This is a genomic window from Agrobacterium tumefaciens (genome assembly GCA_025559845.1).
Lineage (GTDB): Bacteria > Pseudomonadota > Alphaproteobacteria > Rhizobiales > Rhizobiaceae > Agrobacterium.
The window spans coordinates 1515250-1533748 of record CP048469.1 but is presented as its reverse complement, the minus strand read 5'-3'; the positions used below and the strand labels follow the sequence as shown (position 1 = coordinate 1533748).

Here is an 18499-nt window from a genome sequence, read left to right as displayed (position 1 = left end):
TTCGTCATTGAAATGGTTAGAGTGTTTGCCTGTCACCTTCAATACGGTGTCGACGACCTAGCAGGATTGAAGGTCGAGAATGGTGAAATGCGGCTGCCTGCCGTGTCTGTTTTCGTCTTTCGGCGTGAACAGTACGCGGCGTGTTTCGCCCGCTGCCAGATCGAACAGGTTGTCGGAGTAACGACCGGGCAGATCGGCCTCGAGCATAACGAAGAGTGCAAGCCCCTTTGCCGTCACGTCGATCTCGAACTCTCCGTTCGGCAGTGCCCTGGTGATGAATGTGAGCCCGGAAGGCTGCATTTCCAGCGCCTTGTAGGTGTCACGGACATGGTGGCCTTCACCCGTCATGCCGTTGGAGGCGATGAAGTTCCACGACAGCAACGCGCCATCCGGCAGGCTGGCAAGATCGATTTCGGTCAGAACGGCCGCAGCATCCGGCCCGCATGTGCCATTGGCGGATTTCAGCGGGATGCGGTTTCCATCCATCGTCAATGCCAGGATGTTGATGTCGATCTCGACGTCTTCGCCATTGTCGTTGACCATCGAAAAGCTGAGCCTGCTGCCATCCTCTGACGGGATCGCCACCACCGTGACCGGCTGGAAGAAACGGCGGGCGGCGTAGTGCAGGGCCTTCCAGCTACCGCCGTAATCCAGGCTCGACCATGACGCGACCGGCCATGTGTCGTTGAGCTGCCAGTAGAGCGTTCCCATGCAATGCGGTTTCAGCGAGCGCCAGTAGTCGACCGCCGTACGGATTGCCACCGCCTGCTGCACCTGGCTCAGATAAACGAAACTTGCAAAGTCTTTCGGGAAGCGGAAGTAGCGGAACATCGTGCCGGCGATGCGCTCGTTGCCACCGGCGTTCTTCTGGTGAAGCTCAATCACCGGGGAGGAGATGTTCATGTCCTTTTCCTCCGCATAGGTGCGGATGACGGGCATGGAGGTGTAGGACTGGAAGCCGAATTCCGAGCAGAAGCGTGGCTTGATGGAGCGGTAATTGTCGAACGACTTGTTCTCGTGCCAGACCGACCAGTAGTGCATGTCACCCGATCCATCCGCATGCCACGCGTCGCCATAATCGAGATAACCGGAGGCGGGGCTGGAGGGCCACCAGAGCGCTTCGGGCGCCGCCTTTTTGAGGGCGCGTTCGATGGTGCGGTTCAGGCGGTCATAAGCAACCAGATAACGGTCGCGGTTATTGCGGGATTCGTCGAACCACGTCAGCGCGCCGACGAGTTCGTTGTCACCGCACCACAGCACGAGCGAGGGATGGGAGGACAGCCGCTGCACCTGGTAGGTGACCTCGTGCTCCACATTTTCCAGAAAATCCTCGCTGCAGGGATAAAGGTTGCAGGCGAACATGAAGTCCTGCCAGACCATCAGGCCAAGCCGGTCGCAGAGATCGTAGAACCAGTCCTGTTCATAGAAGCCGCCGCCCCAGACCCGGATCATGTTCATGTTGGCTTCCGCAGCGGAGCAGAGGAGATCTTCGGTCTTTTCGCGGCTCGTCAGGGAGTGCAGGGCATCGGCCGGAATCCAGTTGGCGCCACGGCAGAAGATCTCGCGCCCGTTGATGCGGAACGCAAAACGGCTACCCGCTTCATCCTTGTCCGTCAGAAGCTCGACGGTTCGCAGACCGATCTGGCGCGTCACGGTCTCATCCGGCAAATCGACAGTCAGCGAGTAGAGCGCCTGTTCACCGCTGCCCGCCGGCCACCAGAGCCTGGGGTTCTCGACGAAGAAGACGTGCTGGATCGTCGTCTCGCCAGCGCCGACACCGCAATCGAGACGCAGTCTTTCATCATCCAGCGACAGGTGCAGGGTAACGCTTGCGGCATGTTCGGCAAAAAGCGTCACGGCCACATGCAGTTCGACGCCACCTTCGACATGGTGCTGCGAGGTGACGACATGTTCGATGCGGGCTGTGTCCAGCCGCTTCAGGGCAATCGTGCCGTAAAGGCCAAGCGGGGCGATGGCGATGTTCCAGTCCCAGCCGAAGTGGCATTGCGGCTTTCTCAGCATGTTGCCGTTGGCAATCGGCGAGTTGCCTTCGTGGTAGGGAATGTAAAAGGGTTGCCGTGCCTGCCGTTCCGCACCGGCGGTAATGTTGGAGTGAAAGCGGATGCGGATGGTGTTTTCACCGGGACGCAGCGCATTCGAAACATCGGGGCGATACCGCCGGAAGCAATTGTCGCTGGTCAGCACCGGCGCGTCGTTGATGTAGACGATGGCGACGGTGTCGAGATAATCGATATCGAGATACCAGCTTGCGTCGACGTCTTCGACCACGAAGGTGCGCTCGATCAGCCAGTCGCGGTGCGCGACCCATTGCACGTCATTCTCGTTGCGGCCGTGATAGGGGTCGGGGATGATGCCGGCATTTTTCAGCGCCGTATGAACGTCGCCGGGGATCGGGATTTCGGTGCGATGATCTCCTTCCGCAGACGACAGGGACCAGTGCCCGGAAAGATCGATAAGCGTGTCGGGCGAGGAAGAAGAAACCATTTTTGGACCCTCTTTTTCGTGCGGGCATTGGCAATGTCGCACGGCATCGTCATGCAAGCTGGCATCTGAATTTCGGGAGACGATATCGTGGAAACGCCGCCCGGCAAAACCGGTTCCGGCACTCTTCCAACAGTCCTCCCAGCGGCAACGTTACCGTAAAATTTCCGCGCCGTCATGCCCTCAGACGACGATCGCCGTTATTGTCGATGTTGATGTTCCAGATCGGGACATGTCATCCACCTGTTTTGATCATGAAAATTATAAATCAATAGGTTGTATGATATTTCTAAAGTCTTTAATGAGGCAAGAAGGCGCCGGGGTGCTGTATTGACGCCAAGAATTAGAGAATTTTCTTCTTCGTTCGGCTGTCGATTTTTGTCTCCTATATCGTTACAGTAGGTGTCGGGAGGAAAGGCAGCATAGTTGATGACGGAGACTGCCTGGCGCCTTTGCAAGATGGCAAAAGCTATCTATGATCATTACTGATAAAGCATGGCGAAATGACATGAACGATACTGGGAAAACCGACAGTGACAACGTTTCGATAGGTGCGGGTGAGCGCCCAACGTTGAAGACCATCGCGTTTATGACAGGCCTCGGCATCACCACCGTTTCACGCGCATTGAAGGATGCTCCCGACATTGGCGCCGATACCAAGGAACGTGTGCGGCTGATTGCCAGGCAGATCGGTTACCAGCCGAACCGCGCCGGCGTTCGTCTGCGCACCGGCAAGACCAATGTCATTGCACTGGTGCTGAGCGTCGATGAAGAGCTGATGGGTTTTACCAGCCAGATGGTGTTCGGTATCACCGAGGTTCTGGCCGCGACCCAATATCATCTTGTCGTGACACCGCACACGCATGCCAAGGATTCGATGGTGCCGATCCGCTACATTCTCGACACCGGGTCGGCCGATGGTGTCATCATTTCCAAGATCCAGCCGGATGATCCGCGCGTTCGCTTCATGACCGAGCGCAACATGCCGTTTGTCACGCATGGTCGCAGCGACATGGGCATCGAACACGCCTATCACGACTTCGACAACGAGGCCTATGCCTACGAGGCTGTGGAGCGGCTGGTGCAGTGCGGGCGCAAGAAGATCGCCATCATCGTGCCGCCGTCACGGTTTTCCTTCCACGACCACGCCAGAAAAGGTTTCAACCGGGCCATCCGGCATTTCGGCGTATCGGAGTTTCCGCTGGATTCCGTCACCATTGAAACCCCGCTCGACAAGCTGCGCGATTTTGGCGAACAGTTGATGTCCGGGAAGGACCGGCCCGACGGTATCGTGTCGATCAGCGGCAGCAGCACCATTGCGCTGATGGCCGGGTTCGAGGCGGCCGGTGTGAAGATCGGTGAGGATATCGACGTCGTGTCCAAGCAGTCGGCCGAATTCCTGAACTGGATCAAGCCGCAGGTTCACACTGTGAACGAGGACATCAAGCTGGCGGGCAGGGAGCTTGCGGCGGCGCTTTTGGCCCGCATCAATGGCGAGCCGGCGGAGACGCTGCAGAGTGTCAGCAAGCCTGTATGGTCGTCGATGGCGCCCAAGCCCTGAGCGCCATCTGTGCGGTCAGCAGAGACCTGTCAGGACAGGCAGTCCTTTAGCGACTTGGCGATGCCACGCATCATCTCGAAATAGAGATCGGGGCCGGGTGTCTGGGTTGCTGCTTCGGGGTCCAGCGTGCCGGACCTGGCATCTGTACCTTCCATGACGACTGAGACGAGCTTCGGCTCGAATTGCGGTTCGGCAAACACGCAGGTGGCGCCGAGTTCGCGGATTTTCTGCTGCACCTGTTTGACGCGGTCCGCACCCGGCATGGTCTCGGGGCTGACGGTGATGGAGCCTGCCGTCTTCACGCCATAGCGGTGTTCGAAATACTGGTAGGCATCGTGGAAGACGATGAAGGGCTTGTCCTTGATCGGCTTTACGGTTTCCGCCAGCTCTGCATCGAGAGCGTCGATATCGGTCAGCAGCTTGCGGGCGTTTTCCTGATAGGTGGCGGCATTGTCCGCGTCGGCCTTGATAAGAGCTGCCTCGATCGAGCGTGCCATCGCCTTCGCATTTGCCGGGTCGAGCCAGAGGTGCATGTCGTATTCGCCATGTGCATGGTCATGCCCATGCCCATGATCGTGATCATGGCCATCCTTGTGGTCGTCGGCATGCTCTTCGCCATCATGCTTGTGTTCGTGGGCTTCTTCGGCCTCATGATCGTGTCCTTCATGGTCGCCGTGATCGTGGGCTTCAAAAGGACCGCCTTCGCGGAATGGCAGTTTTTCCAGACCCTCGGCATCTTCCAGTTCCACGACCTTTGCCTTGCTGGCCAGCGCCTGCAGCGGCTTTTCCAGATAGGCTTCGAGGCCGGGGCCGACCCAGAACACCATGTCGGCTTTTTCCAGCGTACGGGCGTTGGACGGTTTCAGGCTGTAGATGTGCGGGGAGGCCGCGCCATCGACGATCAGTTGCGGTTCGCCCACGCCTTTCATGATGGCGGCGACGAGGGAGTGGACAGGCTTGATCGAGACCACGACATTGGGGGCGGCGGCCATCGCGGTCGACGCCATGGCTGCTATCGAGGCGGACGCCGCCAGCGCGATCAGGATTGGTCTCATGAAAAGTCACTCCACTTGAAGAAGACGGTTATGTTATTACATTTATTGCGTAACGCTATAACGTATGCGATAGCGGTACGCAACATCGCCAATCGGATAATCCCATGCTTCATTCTGCCCCCAAGGGTGGTGATACACTCGTGTCTCTTTCCAATGCCGGTATTCAGCGCGGCGGTCGCTGGCTGGTGCGCGGCGTAGATTTTTCCGTCAGCAAGGGCGAGATCGTCACCCTGATCGGTCCGAACGGATCTGGCAAATCGACCAGCGCCAAAATGGCGATCGGCGTGTTGAAGCCGAGCGAGGGCGCTGTCTCGCGCATCGATGGGTTGCGGGTGGGATATGTGCCGCAGAAGCTTTCCGTCGACTGGACAATGCCGCTGTCGGTGCGGCGTCTGATGACGTTGACCGGGCCGCTCCCGGCCCGGGAAATCGATGCGGCCCTGAATGCCACGGGCATTGCCCATCTTGCCAATGCCGAGGTTCAGCACCTGTCCGGCGGCGAGTTTCAGCGTGCGCTTCTGGCGCGGGCCATTGCGCGCAAGCCGGATCTTCTGGTTCTGGATGAACCGGTGCAGGGGGTCGACTTCTCCGGCGAGATCGCACTCTACGAACTGATTAAAAATATCAGAAATTCAACAAATTGCGGAGTTTTGTTAATCTCGCATGACCTGCATGTGGTGATGGCGGAAACCGATACGGTGATCTGCCTGAACGGCCATGTCTGCTGCCGTGGTACGCCGCAGGCGGTCAGCCAGAGCGCCGAATATATGCAGCTTTTCGGTGGAACGGCTGCCAAGGCACTGGCCGTCTACAGCCATCATCACGATCATACCCATCTGCCCGACGGCCGTGTCCTGCACGCTGATGGCTCGGTCACGGACCATTGCCATCCCGATGACGGCCACCATCATGACCACGACCATTCAACGCATGTCCATCATCACGATCACCATGACCATGATCACGACCACGATCACGACCATGATGGCTGCGGCTGCGGACACGATCATTCGGCGGATGCTGTGACCTCCGATACAAAACACGGAGAGCGGCATGTTTGACGATTTCTTCATTCGCGCCATGATCGCCGGTATCGGCGTTGCACTGACCGTCGGGCCGCTTGGCTGTTTCGTCGTGTGGCGGCGCATGGCTTATTTCGGCGATACGATGGCGCACTCGGCGCTGCTGGGCGTGGCGCTGTCGCTTCTCTTCCAGATCAATCTGACGGTCAGCGTGTTTCTGGTCGCCTCGCTGGTATCTGTGCTGCTGCTGTTCCTGCAGCGCCGGCAAGCTCTGTCTGCGGATGCGCTTCTCGGCATTCTCTCGCATTCGGCGCTGGCCATCGGTCTGGTGATCGTCGCCTTCATGACCTGGGTGCGGATCGACCTCATTTCCTTCCTGTTCGGCGATATCCTGGCTGTCACGACCACGGACATTGCGCTGATCTGGGGCGGCGGTCTTGTTGTGATTGGCGTCATGGTCAAGCTGTGGCGGCCGCTTCTGGCATCCACCGTCAATGCCGAACTGGCAGAGGCGGAGGGGTTGAACCCGGAACTTGCCAAGCTCCTGTTTACGCTGCTGATGGCGCTCGTCATTGCCATCGCCATGAAGGTCGTCGGCATCATGCTGATTACGTCGCTGCTGATCATTCCGGCTGCGACGGCCAGACGCTTTTCGTCCACACCTGAGGTCATGGCTGTGATCGCATCGCTGATCGGAGCCATCGCGGTTTTCGGTGGGCTGATGGGGTCTTTGACCTACGATACGCCGTCCGGACCGTCGATCGTGGTTGCCGCAGTCGTTCTGTTCGTTGTAAGCCTGCTGCCGTTACCGGGGGCTTCCCGTGCGGCCGATGAGGGAGGCAAGTCATGAATGCGCAAAATCTGACCAAGAACCAGTCTCTGGTGATGAACGCGCTGTCGAACTCGCAAGGCCCGCTCAGCGCCTACATGATCCTCGACAAGCTGCGCGATGACGGCTTCCGAGCTCCGCTGCAGGTGTATCGTGCGCTGGAAAAACTCATCGAGTTCGGGCTGGTGCATCGGCTGGAAAGCCTGAATGCCTTCGTTGCCTGCACCCATACCCAGGCGGAGTGCTGCACGCATCACCACGGCACTGTCGCCTTTGCCATCTGCGAGGCGTGCGGGCAGGTGACCGAGTTTCACGATCACGACATCGATCATCGTCTGGAACGCTGGGTCAAAGACCACAAGTTCAAGGCGGAAAAGACCACAATTGAAATTCGTGGCCTCTGCGCTGCCTGTGCATCCTGATTTGCAACCGGTCTGACTGGACCGGTTCTATTCCTGCACGAGTTGCAGGTCGTTCGAAAACCGTTTCCAGTTTTCGATGTATTTCTCGGCCGAACGGCGCAGCGCTGCGACCGCATCGTCGTCCAGCGTGCGGATCACCCGTGCCGGCGACCCGACGATGAGAGAATTGTCGGGAAACTCCTTGCCTTCGGTAATCAGCGCATTGGCGCCGATCAGGCAATTACTGCCGATCTTCGCGCCGTTCAGGATGGTTGCGCCCATGCCGACCAGCGAGTTGTCGCCAATGGTGCAGCCGTGAACGATGGCATGGTGGCCGATGGTGCACATCTCACCGATCGTCGCGGCATAGCCGGGATCGCTGTGCACCATCACGCCTTCCTGAATGTTCGTGCCGCGGCCAACGCTGATCGGCTCATTATCGCCGCGCAGCGTTGCACCAAACCAGATGCCGACATCCTCTCCAAGCGTGACCGACCCGATGACATTCGCATCGGGGGCAACCCAGTAACGGTCAGGGGCAGGGGTTTGGGGCGTTCTGTCTTCCAGACGGTAAAGCGGCATCGGTTCTCCTCCCGGTTTGCGTTACGCGACCTTGACGGACAGCGTGCCGACACCGTCGACGCCGCATTCGATCAGATCGCCGCGTACGATGGGGCCAACGCCTGCGGGTGTGCCGGTCATGATGACGTCGCCGGCGGCAAGCGTGAACAGCTTGGACAGTTCGGCAATCACTTCCGGTACTTTCCAGATCATCTGCGAGAGATCGCCGGTCTGCTTGCGCGTGCCGTTGACATCAAGCCAGATGGCGCCGGTGGAGGGATGGCCGATTTTCGACGCGGGCACGACGGGCGAGACCGGCGCGGAAAATTCGAATGCCTTGGCGCCTTCCCAGGAACGGCCCATCTTCTTCAGGCCGTCCTGCAGGTCGCGGCGCGTCATGTCGATGCCGACGGCATAACCCCAGACGTGATCCAGTGCTTCACTGGCCGGAATATCCGAACCGCCGCTTTTCAGAACGACCACGCATTCGACTTCGTAATGCACGTTGGACGACAGCGACGGGTAGGGGAAATCGCGACCTGATGGCAGCAGGTTGTCCGGATTTTTCTGGAAGTAGAAGGGCGGCTCGCGCGACGGATCATGTCCCATTTCAATGGCGTGGTCGGCGTAATTGCGGCCAACACAATAAACGCGCCGTACCGGAAACGTCTCGCTGGTGCCTTCGACGGGGAGAAGAACCGGTTGCGGTGTGGGAATGACAGTTGCGGCCATGAAAAGCTTCCTTGCATCGACTTCAGGTGCCAGTCTTTTCCCGCAATTCCGGGGCAATTACCAGTTCAAAAACCGCGCTGGCGGTCCTCTTGCGCTTCCGGAAACGAAAAAAGCCCGCAGTCCTGCGGGCCTGCGTTTGGCAACCTCTCAACCCCTGTCAGGCGCCCGCGTCGGCAAGCGCGGTCACTTCGGCGCGATAGGCTTCGGCGCGCTGCCTGTTCTTCCTGTAGAGTGCGAAAATGACGGACATTGCTGCCAGCACGACCAGCATTCCGAGACAAAAGCCCGTCCAGGAAGAAATACCCGTCGAGACGGACACCGTGCCACCCGTGCCGACGAGGGCCGCCTGATTGCCGTTCTTCTCTGCACTGTGGGCTGCCTTCTGGCTTTCTTCGGCAAGCGCCTTTCTGGCTGAGGATGCCGATCCCGTTGCGGCGAGATACATGGCGACACCCTTTGCCTCGACCTTTGCGACACGGGCCGTCCAGCCATTTTTGTTGATGCTCCAGATTTTCAGGCCGCGCATGAAGCTGAGGCGACGGGCGCAGAGCGCCTGAATTTCCTTGACGCCTGCCGAGGAGGCCTTGCGCAGGGTGACGGGACCGGCCTTGCCGTCGACGGGGGCGCCGATCACCGCCTGCGCCTCGCGGATGGCGCGTGCCGGCCCGGAATTGACGCCGTAATCCCAGGTGGCGAGATCGAAGCCTGGCGGCAGTTCGTCACCACGCACCGCATCCCAGTACCGTGTCCTGTAGATCGGGGCGACATCCTTGACGGTCAGATTGGCGATATCCAGCGTGGGAAAGGCTGCGGCGGAAATGCCGTGTTTCGTGCCCTTGAACTCACCAAGGCCGACCTTGCCGCCCGTCCAGTTGCCGGGGTCCCTGCGGTCCTTCGAAAGCCCGCCCTCGGCCGCAAGCGTGAAGGCGAGGCATGCCTCGAAATTCTGTTTTGCCATGTCGCGATGTCCTCAATGGATGATGAGGCGGCAAGTTTCCCTCGCCAATGGTTATCCGCATGGCACGGGGGCGCGATCCCGGCGGGGTGAAGCTTCAGAACACATCACCATATTGGGTGACGTCTTCAATGGTGACGCCTTGCGCGACCATGCCTGAACTCAGACGTTTCAACTGCACATTCGGCATGGATTTCAGCCGCTGGGAGAAGGTGTTGACCGGGGGCAGGAAGCTTTCCTTGTAACCCTGTTCCACGGCCCAGTTCCTGAAGTTTTCGAAAAGCTTGCTGGTGCGCAGCCAGCCGCCACGCGGTTCGTGCGTGACGGGCACGACGCGGATGTCGAACCACTCATTGAGCGGGTCGAGCAGCAGCCAGGCATTGAGTGCTTCCTTCGAGCTTTCCGGAATGGTGTAGCTGCCCTTCTTTTTCAGGCGGATTGCACCGGCAACGGCAAAGCCGAGCAGCAGATCAAGCTCTTCTGCCTGAATGCGTTCGGCAATATCGGTGATGACCTCACTGTCAGGGATCGACCGGTTGAACTGCATGACCACAAGCCGTCGCCGCAGACCGCGATCGATACCGCCGTTGAAGCGCGGCAGGGTGTTGGTGGTGAAGCAGTGCAGGGCGCGTGGCGAAAAACTGACCACATCCTTGTAGAGACTGCGGCCTTCAATCGGGTTTCCGGTCACTGCCGCCTTGAATTCTTCTCCGGCAATAGCCGCAGCGCTCAGCTCGTCTGCGACGTTGGCGGCCTTGCCTGCGAGGTTGATGATGCGCTTTTCATCGTTGAAGAAAGCCGGGGAGATCGAGGATACGGCGCCTTCAGGCAAAAGTGCGCGAAACAGCGCGGCAATGGTCGATTTGCCGTTATTGGCGGTTTCGCCGAGCAGGATGAAGGCCTTCGGCTGCTTTACACGCGTCGCCAGGCCGAAGGCGGCTGCCCCCAGCATTTCGGAGATCAGGTGGATCTTGTCGGCGGCATCGGCATCATGGCGAAAGGCACCGTAAAGCAGTCTGTGCAGCAAAGAACCCTCGGGTGGATGGCTATCGGTGTGCAGGTGATATTCGGCGTTGATGGTGAAGCGAAAGCGATCCTGCGGATCATGGGCACGGCAATCCACCTTTCCCTTGTCGTCGATGGTGATGGTGCAGTTCTTCACATTCATGCCAACGACAGGGCTTTTGAAGAAGTCGTCGTCCGAGACGCGTGTTCCCAGCTCGTTGATGATGCCATCAATCATGCGTTTGCCGAGCTTGAGCGGCGTTTCTTTCGCGCCAATGCCGATGGCGTCCAGCGCGTGCATGGCAAGCCTGATCTTCTGGTCGGAAATCGGCCGCCAGGCGGTTGGGCCAAAAGCCCAGAATTTTCCCTCGGCGCGCACGATCTGGCCGCCACAGGCCTTCTTCATCTCGTGGTGAAATTCCCGCGCCAGCCAGACTTCCGATCCATACATCTGGCCTGGAAACATGTCGGGCATGGCCTCGATACCATCAGCACCGAGAGGCACCGTTCTGGAGGGTGATTTTTCCTGAGGTTGGGAGGCAAGCGGGGTCATGGGCCGCATGGTGGTGTTGAGGAAGCGGATGAGCTGATCGCGGTCCCAGCCCGCCTCCACCGCATCGGCACAGTCCCAACCCTTTTTCGGAAAATCGCCTGTCTGCCAGTTTTCGAAACCGTAGCTTTCGATCTCGGAGGCTGCGTCAATCTCGGTCAGTCCGACATGGCGCGCTTCTACGCCAAGCCCGGTCAGAGCGGTTGTAATTTCCGTGGCTGTTGCCATGCCCGGCGCATCGAAATCCGGCCAGATGGTGACTTTGCGACCGGCCAGTGGCGACCAGTCGGTGTGTTTGACGCCCTGGGTGCCGCCTGCCCATGAGACGACGGTGAGGCCGGTCGCCCTGTGCAGCCTGTCGCGGCATTTTTCACCTTCGACGACATAGACCTCACGGGCATCGCCGAGTTCATGCAGGCCGTAGAGCGGCCGGGGCTTGGGGAAGGGGAAACGGCACCATGTCTGCCTGCCATCCGGCAACCGCACAAACATCACCATCGGCGTTTCCTTGGCGCCTCCGGGCAGATCATGGCGCAGCACGTAACCCAGCAGGGAGCCATCGGTGCGGCGATAGGGAAATACCATTGCGGGCGCGAAGGTGCCCCATTCGCTGCGCTGGCCCTTTCTCTTGGGGTTATAAAGCTGCACGCGGCGTCCGGCATGCAGCGCCTGCAACGGCGGGTCTATCGGGGTGATGCCGTCATAGCGGTCGGGTGCATCGCGCTTTTGCAGCCTGGCATTGGCACGGGTGGTATCCGCACCGCCGAGGATACGAACCGCTTCGGGTAGGGCGACGCCTTTGATCTTCTGGACGAAATCGAGGACATCCCCCTTTTCGCCGCAGCCGAAGCAGTGGAAACGCTGCACGCCATCCTGGCCCATGAAAATGGTGAAGGAGGGCGTGTTTTCGGCATGGAACGGGCAGCAGGTCTGGAACTCGTGACCGTTGCGCTCCAGCCTGAAACCGTAGCTCTCTGCCGTCGCGGATAAGGAAACATCACGGCGTAACCGTTCGACATCAGAGGACATTACGTTGCTGCTCTTGCTTGATTGTTGTGATTAACGCAACATTGGTGACGCAAAACGAGCGTCGTCTTTGAAACTCTCAGGGGCTTGCGACGGGATTTCCCTCCACGTTCTCCTTGCTGACGGCAAGGTCTGTTGCCCGTTGATCCCGGTCGGTAATCACACCTTGTCCTGCAGGATCAGCCGGTAGCCCTGACGGTAGCCAACCGTCACAATCGAAATTCCGGAGCCTTTCAGTTTGCTGCGCAGATGCGACAGGGCCACCTTGAAGGCCGCATACATCTTGACCTGCGTGGGGCCGCCTTCGGGGTCGTCGTGATACATTTCGGTGAAGACGCGCTCCATCTGGACGGGTTTTCCCTTGCCGCTCCAGATGGCCCGCAGGATACGCGATTGCTGTTCGGTAATGCCATAGACCTGCGTGGCAATATCGGCCGACATGGTTTGCACCGGCGCGTCGCAGCACGGGCAGTTGACGCCGTAGCGGCTTTCAAACAGCGGTCTTTCAGGCACTGTCGACTTTATTTCCGGTTTCGCCAGGCGCCCGGCAAAACCGATATTGCCGATCCGGTCATTCAGGTGGTCGCCATCACGCGGGACGAGAATCTGATCCGTTTCACCGAAATGCCAGTTCCAGACCAGATAGCGACGCATGTAGAAACGCTGCTCACCACGCGCGCCGAGCAGAATGACCCAGATCGGGTCCTGTCTGGTGCTCTTGCGATAATATTCCGACCCTGCATCGGGGCGCCGGCGGCGTAAGCCTTCGCGCCACAGCAGGCGGCCGTTGTCATAGAAAAACAGGTCGCGGGCCTGCTCCCGGCTCAACTGGTCGCCGAAAAACGGAAAGTTGCAGTTCGGGATCGTGGTTTCCGGTGCTGAGAGGGCGGCATGCGAGGGGTGTTGTGCTCTGATGGTCATGGCTTGCCTTCCATAATCTGTTGCTGCGGGGACGCCTTCGCTCAGCCAATGGCAGCGTAAGGCGCGATTGCTTGTGACCGGGGCGCGGAGTGGAAATGGGCATGTCTCATTTGCCCATCACCATTTTCTCGATCCTGGTCTGATGATGCGACATGCGCCGAAGCCGGCTTGCCAGATGCGCCAGGTCATCCACGGTATGCCCGTTGATGACGAGAACGGTTTCCTGCGAAAACGCGCCGTTGCGCATCGTGCAGCGAGCAATCAGCTCTTCGATCAGTTCCGACTGCTCCAGCATGGAAAGCGGCTTGTCGCGCATGTCAGCCCTCCGGCGCATGTTCAGGTTCATCATTACAGGGACGGTCGAACCATTCGTTGTGTGTGTCAACAATATGTTGTGATAATCGCAACGTCAACAGTGCGCAACATGAGATCAAAGAAAATGCGTGCGGACGGCTGCAGCGCGGGTGCGCACTGCCGATACAGAGGTCGAAGGACTGCTATCTGGCGAATGTGTCCCCGATGCTGCGATGACCGGAGCTACTCAAAGGCCAGCAACACGGTGGCAATTCTCTCGCGCGGTTTATGAACCAGCGGGATTTCGACGCCAGCCTCGCCTTTGAAGACTTCAAATTTGCGAGCATTTCCGAGTATGGTCTGTGACCGTTCGTTGGCAAATGAACACTTGCCTTCGCAGATTACATGCAATTCAACCGGATGACCTTGCTTCCGGCTGGCCGTCATTTCCAGCTTAAGTTCGGGCTTTTCGTGCGTCAGCAGAAGACAGGTCTTGTTAGGGCTGCACGTCATGTCTCCCGCAACCGGGTCGGCGTTATCGAATATCACCGCAAGCCGGACGCGCAGCGTCTCGGTCTCATCATTTGCAAGCCCGGTCTTGATGGCCAGACATGCGAAAAACAAAATGGCCATCGAAAATAGAAGGTACTTTACCGGCATTGCGGGCGATCCTCATATTTCCAACTCTGAGTCTCAATATTGTTGGAAAATTCGCACCAACTCAACCCGAGACCTCGTGCTGCTAATTCATTCAATTTTGCGCGGCGCTTGCATATCGTTGTGAATTTTGCAACAAATATACAACAATACGGATGTGCCAGGGGATTTTTATGGCGGCTATTGATGGTGACTGGTTTCATGCCCGGTTGAAAGATACGGGCAAATCGCTTCGTGCACTGGCCCGACACATGGATTCCGATCCCTCCGCCGTTTCCCGTACATTTTCCGGCCATCGCAGGATGCGGATGGACGAGGCCACGCAGATTGCCGGTTTTCTGGGTGTTTCGCTGGCGGATGTGATGAAACATGCCGGTATCACGACCGAGGCGGATGGGCCGCAGGCGCGCATCGTTCTGGCTGCGACGATCGACGAAAGTGGCGTGATCGAGATGTTGCCGGAGCCCAAACCTTTGCCGGCCTCCGTCGTTGAGAAGGCGCAGCTTGCCGTTGGCGGTCATTACAACAGGCAGGTCGTCGCGGCGCAGATCCGCGCGTCATCAGGTGCGCTGGCGATCTGGGACGATGCGGTGCTGTTGTTCAGCCAGACTGACATGGTCGATGCGTCCGCAATCGGCGCGCTGTCGATCTGCCGTCTGAGGGATGGCAGGCAGGTTCTGGCAAAGGTGGAGCGGGCCCGCAAAACGGGAGAGGCAAGTCTTGTCTCACCGGCCGGCAAGTCGGAAGAGGTCGTTCTTCTGGCGGCATCGCCCATCATTGCGGTGATCCCGTAAATCACGTCGTTCGTTTCGGCATGAGGGAATGACGGGCTTTCGCCCTCAGCGCTGAACAGGCGCGTGATGCTGGCGGCACAATGCTGGCGCGGCCCGGAATTCATAGTGTCGCTATGGTCGGTGGGATTGTGCCAGTGCGGGCAGTGCCATGGCCTGCGAAGGAAAATCCGCAGCGAAACGCAATGCGGCCTGACTGCGTGAGCAGTCAGGACAAAATCTCATGATCCGCGGGTAGTGATGGTCTCAAAGGAAGCCAGCGACGCGGCTGCGTGCACGGAACTGCAGCGGCTTGGACAGGAATTCCTCGGTGCTGCCATAGGGGAACAGGTAGTCTTTCAGTTCGTTGACTTCGTTCTTCTGGTGCACCTGTTCGGGTACGGTTTTGGCTTCAATCAGCGCCATCTGGATCAGATAGGCCAGAAACGGCCTGTCGGATTTGGTGGCAAGCAAAGCGGCATTCAGATGATCTGAAACAATTTTGGTATCACTCATGATCGGCCCCTGATTTTTTGCAATTAGGTACAACTAGACCGCTATCGTGATTCCAGCGTGAATCGACCGTGAGCTGCGTGTGAATTGAAGCACTTAACTTGCGATAGTTTCGATAAGTCGGATGCGTCGCATGGTCGTGACGGGGTAATCGTCGTCAAGGAAGCGCTGTGGCGTGAAGTCGGGCTCGAGCTGGCGCAGTTGCAAAATGGCGTTTTCCATCTCGGGAATCATGCCCATCTGCTTGTAAAGCGCCACGAGATAACGAAGCGGCGCACGGAAAGCCGGGCGCAGCATCAACGCCACCTCGGCATGGCCGATGGCGGTCGGATAATCGCCGAGTGCCGAGGCCGACATGCAGCAGAAAAATTCCACCAGAGCGCGATGTTCACCGCCGCCGGTCAGTGACAGGGCCGTCGTGGCCGAGCGGCGGCTGTCTTCCAGCTTGTCGAGCACCAGTTCGGTGTTGGAGAGGATGGCGATGTTGACGGCGTTGAGCGGATCGAGGCTGACGGCGCGTTCGGCCATTCTGAGTGATCCACGGCTCGAACCGCCACCCAGATATTCGAGGTGAGCGCCGATGCCCAGAATGCTGGCGCTGCCGCCTTCCTGACGCAGTGCTTCCTGCACCAGTTCTGACGAGCTGATGCTGTCCTCCAGAAAGGCGCTGGTGCGGTGCTGGAACTGCGCCATGTTGCGCAGGAATGCGCGCCAGGCCAGATATTGCGGGCGCGGTTCGCGATCATAGGCGTAACGCAGATGCGTGTCGGCATCCTTGAGGCTGGTGCGGTCGAAGCGGAAAATCAGATCGCGGGCATGACCGGCCAGCATGGCGGCCGAGTTGGAAATCGAAAGCTGGTCCTTCCGCTCACGGAACGTCGAAAGAACGGCCTGCACCAGCGTGCCGCACTCCTGAACGAAGGCTTCTTCCGAGGCGAGGAGAATGGGAACGGTGCGTGACCAGTAGAGCTGGCCCGTTTCTGCATGATTGATGGCGAAGGCCACGTGGGTGACAAGGCCCATCGTCACGGCGCGCACAGAAATGGAAAGGCCGGAGACGGGGGCACGGCCACCGGTTTCGAACAGCGTTGTCTGTGGGAAGATCTGGAAATCGTCGCGGTCGAGCAGCGACGTCGTTGCCAGCGTCATCAGCCGCGTGATGACCAGTTCGCTCACCGGCTGATTGTCGGACTGGCACTGGAAAAAGATCGCCGGTTTGGGCGGCGTTGGCGTGTGCACGGCCCTGACAGGTTGTATATTTTGCGGTGTCGTTTCCGCCGCAAAGGACATGCGCAGATTTCTGATCCAGTCCTCGAATTCGCCATCGGCAATATCGAGATCGGCAAAGGCGCTGTGCTCGTCGTTCCAGTCTTCACCGCTGACCGGCCGGTTGTAGGTGACGGTAAACTGCGCGGGGTCGAGCGCGATCTTTTCACGGTCGGTCTTGAGGGCGGCCTCGTAGGGACCGAGCGTGCGGCGGATTTCCACCAGCGTCTGGCGCAGGCTGTCCGATCCCTTCTTGGAATCGCGGTCGCTCCACAACTTGTCCTGCAACCAGACGCGGTTGCGGGAATAGCCCTGCGACATGGCCAGGAGTGCGAAAACGCCGCGCGCCTTCAGCCCTTTCGGGCTGTAGTCGGTGCCAAACTGATCAACGATCTGAAAGCGGCCAAAGACGTTTAAGGACAGCATAAGTCGCGCCTGAAAACAGATGAGATTCCTGTCTATCAGCTTTCTTCAACGAAGGAAAAGCTTACCGGTTGTGTCATGTTCATTTTCTTCCCATCCTTCAGGCCCTGCCAGGTCAGGCGAAATTTCGTCTGTCGGCACAAAAGCGCCGGGTGGCTGGGGTTTGAACGGGTAGGGTGGTACGTCGGTGGTGGCTGCCGCCTGGTCCGGAAAGTCGGTTGCAACCCAGTTGCGGAACGCGGCAATGCCCTTTGAAACCTGCAGCACGTAGTCCAGGGCCTGTGTGTCGGCCACCGCCGAATTCGTGCCGATATTGCGGAAATAGGCCGTGACAGCCGCATCATCATAAGGGTCGTAAGGTGCGCCCGGCATCAGTTTTGCCGCTTCGCTCGCCTGCCAGCTTTTTGGCAAAACGGCCGTACCCCAATCCAGCGAGCCCTGATGGCAGGTAATGCAGGCGGATTTGGGGTTGTCGACCGGGCCGTTGGCGCGGCCGAAAAGGCCGAGATGCTGGCGGGGAAGGGCGTAAAATTGCTCCGCAATCAACGGGTTAACCCAGCTTTCGGTCGGTGTTGCACCCTTGGTCATATAGGCGTTGGCAGTCAGGGCTGGGTCGCTGCCCCAGATCAGACCCACCGGCACCAGCCGGTCATAGGGCGTCGCACCGGGTTGCAGGGCGTTGTAGACGAAGGTGCCGAAAAACCAGCCGTTCGGCGAGCGCTTGTCTTTCACCGAAAGGTCGAGTTGCAGAAGACGCATCGTCATGGTACCGCCGTCCTTCTTGCCGGCAACCTCCCACTCCTTCGAATTTGCCAGATAGGGCACGTCCTGCGGCGTGGCCGTAGTGAACAGCATCTTGGCGGCAACGGCACCTTCCGCGAAGGCAAAACCGCGTGTCTTCGGGAAGGCCGGATCGCCCCAGATCTGGCCGAAACCGTAACAGGCGACATCGTTATAGATGCCGACGGCGAAATTGCGCTCCCAGCCTTTCTGTAGTGCGTGCAGTTCTTTGGGACGCGACCAGCGCTCGGTCGTCATGCCGCGCAGCGGTTCACGCAACATGAAGAACCACGGCGCATCGCACCATTGCTCTTCCTTGTTGTCCTCGATGCGCCAGTCGATATCCGGGCGGGCATTCACCTTGGTCACATAACCAAGGATCGCCTTCATATAGGCGGCCGGTTCCTTCTGCGGATCGATGCTCAGCCACGGCAGCTTGGTATTATCTGGCAGGGTCTTGGGGAAGTCGTAATGGACCTGAAATTTCCGATCCGTCTCATGCCCCTTCAGCGGCAGAGAACTGGAACAGTCGAACTTCGCCTGGGCTGCAGCCGCGAAGCTGCTGTCGACGGGGGCGGGACAGTCCGCCAGAGCCGCAGAGATGGACGAGAAAAAAAAGGCTGCAAAAAGAATCGAAAATTTCATCTGGCTCCCCAGCGCGATGATGAGAATCCGA

The 18499-nt window shown here is 58.9% G+C and carries 17 protein-coding genes; 5 read left to right on the top strand and 12 right to left on the bottom strand.

Annotation, left to right across the window (positions count from 1 at the left end):
• Positions 1-57: 57 nt before the first annotated feature.
• Complete coding sequence (locus tag FY156_07785) at positions 58-2505, bottom strand: glycoside hydrolase family 2 protein (GenBank protein ID UXS01386.1); 2448 nt, start codon at positions 2503-2505, stop codon at positions 58-60.
• 505 nt (positions 2506-3010) lie between these two features.
• On the opposite strand from FY156_07785, the gene FY156_07780 reads away from it, so the two are divergent.
• Positions 3011-4063, top strand: coding sequence for a LacI family DNA-binding transcriptional regulator (locus tag FY156_07780; protein UXS01385.1), 1053 nt, complete (start codon positions 3011-3013; stop codon positions 4061-4063).
• A gap of 29 nt (positions 4064-4092) precedes the next feature.
• Here the strand turns inward: FY156_07780 and znuA are convergent, their stop codons facing one another.
• Complete coding sequence (gene znuA, locus FY156_07775; GenBank protein ID UXS01384.1) at positions 4093-5118, bottom strand: zinc ABC transporter substrate-binding protein ZnuA; 1026 nt, start codon at positions 5116-5118, stop codon at positions 4093-4095.
• Positions 5119-5222: 104 nt separating this feature from the next.
• Here znuA and FY156_07770 point away from each other — a divergent pair, with 104 nt between their 5' ends.
• The 3 genes from FY156_07770 to FY156_07760 are packed head-to-tail and all read left to right on the top strand — an operon-like array spanning position 5223 to position 7391.
• Positions 5223-6179, top strand: a complete 957-nt coding sequence (locus FY156_07770; protein UXS01383.1) for a metal ABC transporter ATP-binding protein — start codon at positions 5223-5225, stop codon at positions 6177-6179.
• Positions 6172-6990: a hypothetical protein gene (locus FY156_07765; GenBank protein UXS01382.1), complete on the top strand. Its 819-nt coding sequence runs from the start codon at positions 6172-6174 to the stop codon at positions 6988-6990. Before FY156_07770 ends, FY156_07765 begins: the two co-directional genes overlap by 8 nt.
• Positions 6987-7391: a transcriptional repressor gene (locus tag FY156_07760; GenBank protein ID UXS01381.1), complete on the top strand. Its 405-nt coding sequence runs from the start codon at positions 6987-6989 to the stop codon at positions 7389-7391. Before FY156_07765 ends, FY156_07760 begins: the two co-directional genes overlap by 4 nt.
• Before the next feature lie 27 nt (positions 7392-7418).
• Here the strand turns inward: FY156_07760 and FY156_07755 are convergent, their stop codons facing one another.
• The 7 genes from FY156_07755 to FY156_07725 all read right to left on the bottom strand — a co-directional run bounded on the left by FY156_07755 (position 7419) and on the right by FY156_07725 (position 14074).
• Positions 7419-7952, bottom strand: a complete 534-nt coding sequence (locus FY156_07755; GenBank protein UXS01380.1) for a gamma carbonic anhydrase family protein — start codon at positions 7950-7952, stop codon at positions 7419-7421.
• Between the two features lie 21 nt (positions 7953-7973).
• Positions 7974-8663 (bottom strand): fumarylacetoacetate hydrolase family protein, encoded by a 690-nt coding sequence (locus FY156_07750; GenBank protein UXS01379.1) that lies wholly within the window; start codon positions 8661-8663, stop codon positions 7974-7976.
• A 157-nt stretch (positions 8664-8820) separates the two neighbouring features.
• Positions 8821-9621, bottom strand: a complete 801-nt coding sequence (locus FY156_07745; protein ID UXS01378.1) for a hypothetical protein — start codon at positions 9619-9621, stop codon at positions 8821-8823.
• Between the two features lie 94 nt (positions 9622-9715).
• Positions 9716-12202, bottom strand: a complete 2487-nt coding sequence (locus FY156_07740) for a hypothetical protein (protein UXS01377.1) — start codon at positions 12200-12202, stop codon at positions 9716-9718.
• A gap of 156 nt (positions 12203-12358) precedes the next feature.
• Positions 12359-13120: a helix-turn-helix domain-containing protein gene (locus FY156_07735; GenBank protein ID UXS01376.1), complete on the bottom strand. Its 762-nt coding sequence runs from the start codon at positions 13118-13120 to the stop codon at positions 12359-12361.
• Between the two features lie 106 nt (positions 13121-13226).
• Positions 13227-13436, bottom strand: a complete 210-nt coding sequence (locus FY156_07730; GenBank protein UXS01375.1) for a hypothetical protein — start codon at positions 13434-13436, stop codon at positions 13227-13229.
• Positions 13437-13657: 221 nt separating this feature from the next.
• A complete protein-coding gene (locus FY156_07725) occupies positions 13658-14074 on the bottom strand; it encodes a hypothetical protein (GenBank protein UXS01374.1) in 417 nt (138 codons plus the stop codon).
• Between the two features lie 170 nt (positions 14075-14244).
• On the opposite strand from FY156_07725, the gene FY156_07720 reads away from it, so the two are divergent.
• Positions 14245-14865: a helix-turn-helix transcriptional regulator gene (locus tag FY156_07720; GenBank protein ID UXS01373.1), complete on the top strand. Its 621-nt coding sequence runs from the start codon at positions 14245-14247 to the stop codon at positions 14863-14865.
• Between the two features lie 243 nt (positions 14866-15108).
• Here the strand turns inward: FY156_07720 and FY156_07715 are convergent, their stop codons facing one another.
• The 3 genes from FY156_07715 to FY156_07705 form a co-directional block, all read right to left on the bottom strand.
• The gene (locus tag FY156_07715) at positions 15109-15357 is read right to left on the bottom strand and encodes a hypothetical protein (protein UXS01372.1); all 249 of its coding nucleotides are present in this window, start codon (positions 15355-15357) and stop codon (positions 15109-15111) included.
• Between the two features lie 93 nt (positions 15358-15450).
• Positions 15451-17046, bottom strand: a complete 1596-nt coding sequence (locus FY156_07710; GenBank protein ID UXS01371.1) for a hypothetical protein — start codon at positions 17044-17046, stop codon at positions 15451-15453.
• A gap of 45 nt (positions 17047-17091) precedes the next feature.
• Positions 17092-18468 (bottom strand): hypothetical protein, encoded by a 1377-nt coding sequence (locus FY156_07705; protein UXS01370.1) that lies wholly within the window; start codon positions 18466-18468, stop codon positions 17092-17094.
• Between the last annotated feature and the right edge of the window lie 31 nt (positions 18469-18499).

What these genes read in the sequence shown, in the direction of transcription:
- FY156_07760 (UXS01381.1), top strand. Translation starts at nt 6,987, where the DNA reads ATGAATGCGCAAAATCTGACCAAGAACCAGTCTCTGGTGATGAACGCG.
- FY156_07745 (UXS01378.1), bottom strand. Translation starts at nt 9,621, where the DNA reads ATGGCAAAACAGAATTTCGAGGCATGCCTCGCCTTCACGCTTGCGGCC.
- FY156_07715 (UXS01372.1), bottom strand. Translation starts at nt 15,357, where the DNA reads ATGAGTGATACCAAAATTGTTTCAGATCATCTGAATGCCGCTTTGCTT.
- FY156_07725 (UXS01374.1), bottom strand. Translation starts at nt 14,074, where the DNA reads ATGCCGGTAAAGTACCTTCTATTTTCGATGGCCATTTTGTTTTTCGCA.
- FY156_07785 (UXS01386.1), bottom strand. Translation starts at nt 2,505, where the DNA reads ATGGTTTCTTCTTCCTCGCCCGACACGCTTATCGATCTTTCCGGGCAC.
- znuA (UXS01384.1), bottom strand. Translation starts at nt 5,118, where the DNA reads ATGAGACCAATCCTGATCGCGCTGGCGGCGTCCGCCTCGATAGCAGCC.
- FY156_07720 (UXS01373.1), top strand. Translation starts at nt 14,245, where the DNA reads ATGGCGGCTATTGATGGTGACTGGTTTCATGCCCGGTTGAAAGATACG.
- FY156_07780 (UXS01385.1), top strand. Translation starts at nt 3,011, where the DNA reads ATGAACGATACTGGGAAAACCGACAGTGACAACGTTTCGATAGGTGCG.
- FY156_07705 (UXS01370.1), bottom strand. Translation starts at nt 18,468, where the DNA reads ATGAAATTTTCGATTCTTTTTGCAGCCTTTTTTTTCTCGTCCATCTCT.
- FY156_07710 (UXS01371.1), bottom strand. Translation starts at nt 17,046, where the DNA reads ATGCTGTCCTTAAACGTCTTTGGCCGCTTTCAGATCGTTGATCAGTTT.
- FY156_07755 (UXS01380.1), bottom strand. Translation starts at nt 7,952, where the DNA reads ATGCCGCTTTACCGTCTGGAAGACAGAACGCCCCAAACCCCTGCCCCT.
- FY156_07730 (UXS01375.1), bottom strand. Translation starts at nt 13,436, where the DNA reads ATGCGCGACAAGCCGCTTTCCATGCTGGAGCAGTCGGAACTGATCGAA.
- FY156_07765 (UXS01382.1), top strand. Translation starts at nt 6,172, where the DNA reads ATGTTTGACGATTTCTTCATTCGCGCCATGATCGCCGGTATCGGCGTT.
- FY156_07740 (UXS01377.1), bottom strand. Translation starts at nt 12,202, where the DNA reads ATGTCCTCTGATGTCGAACGGTTACGCCGTGATGTTTCCTTATCCGCG.
- FY156_07770 (UXS01383.1), top strand. Translation starts at nt 5,223, where the DNA reads ATGCTTCATTCTGCCCCCAAGGGTGGTGATACACTCGTGTCTCTTTCC.
- FY156_07750 (UXS01379.1), bottom strand. Translation starts at nt 8,663, where the DNA reads ATGGCCGCAACTGTCATTCCCACACCGCAACCGGTTCTTCTCCCCGTC.
- FY156_07735 (UXS01376.1), bottom strand. Translation starts at nt 13,120, where the DNA reads ATGACCATCAGAGCACAACACCCCTCGCATGCCGCCCTCTCAGCACCG.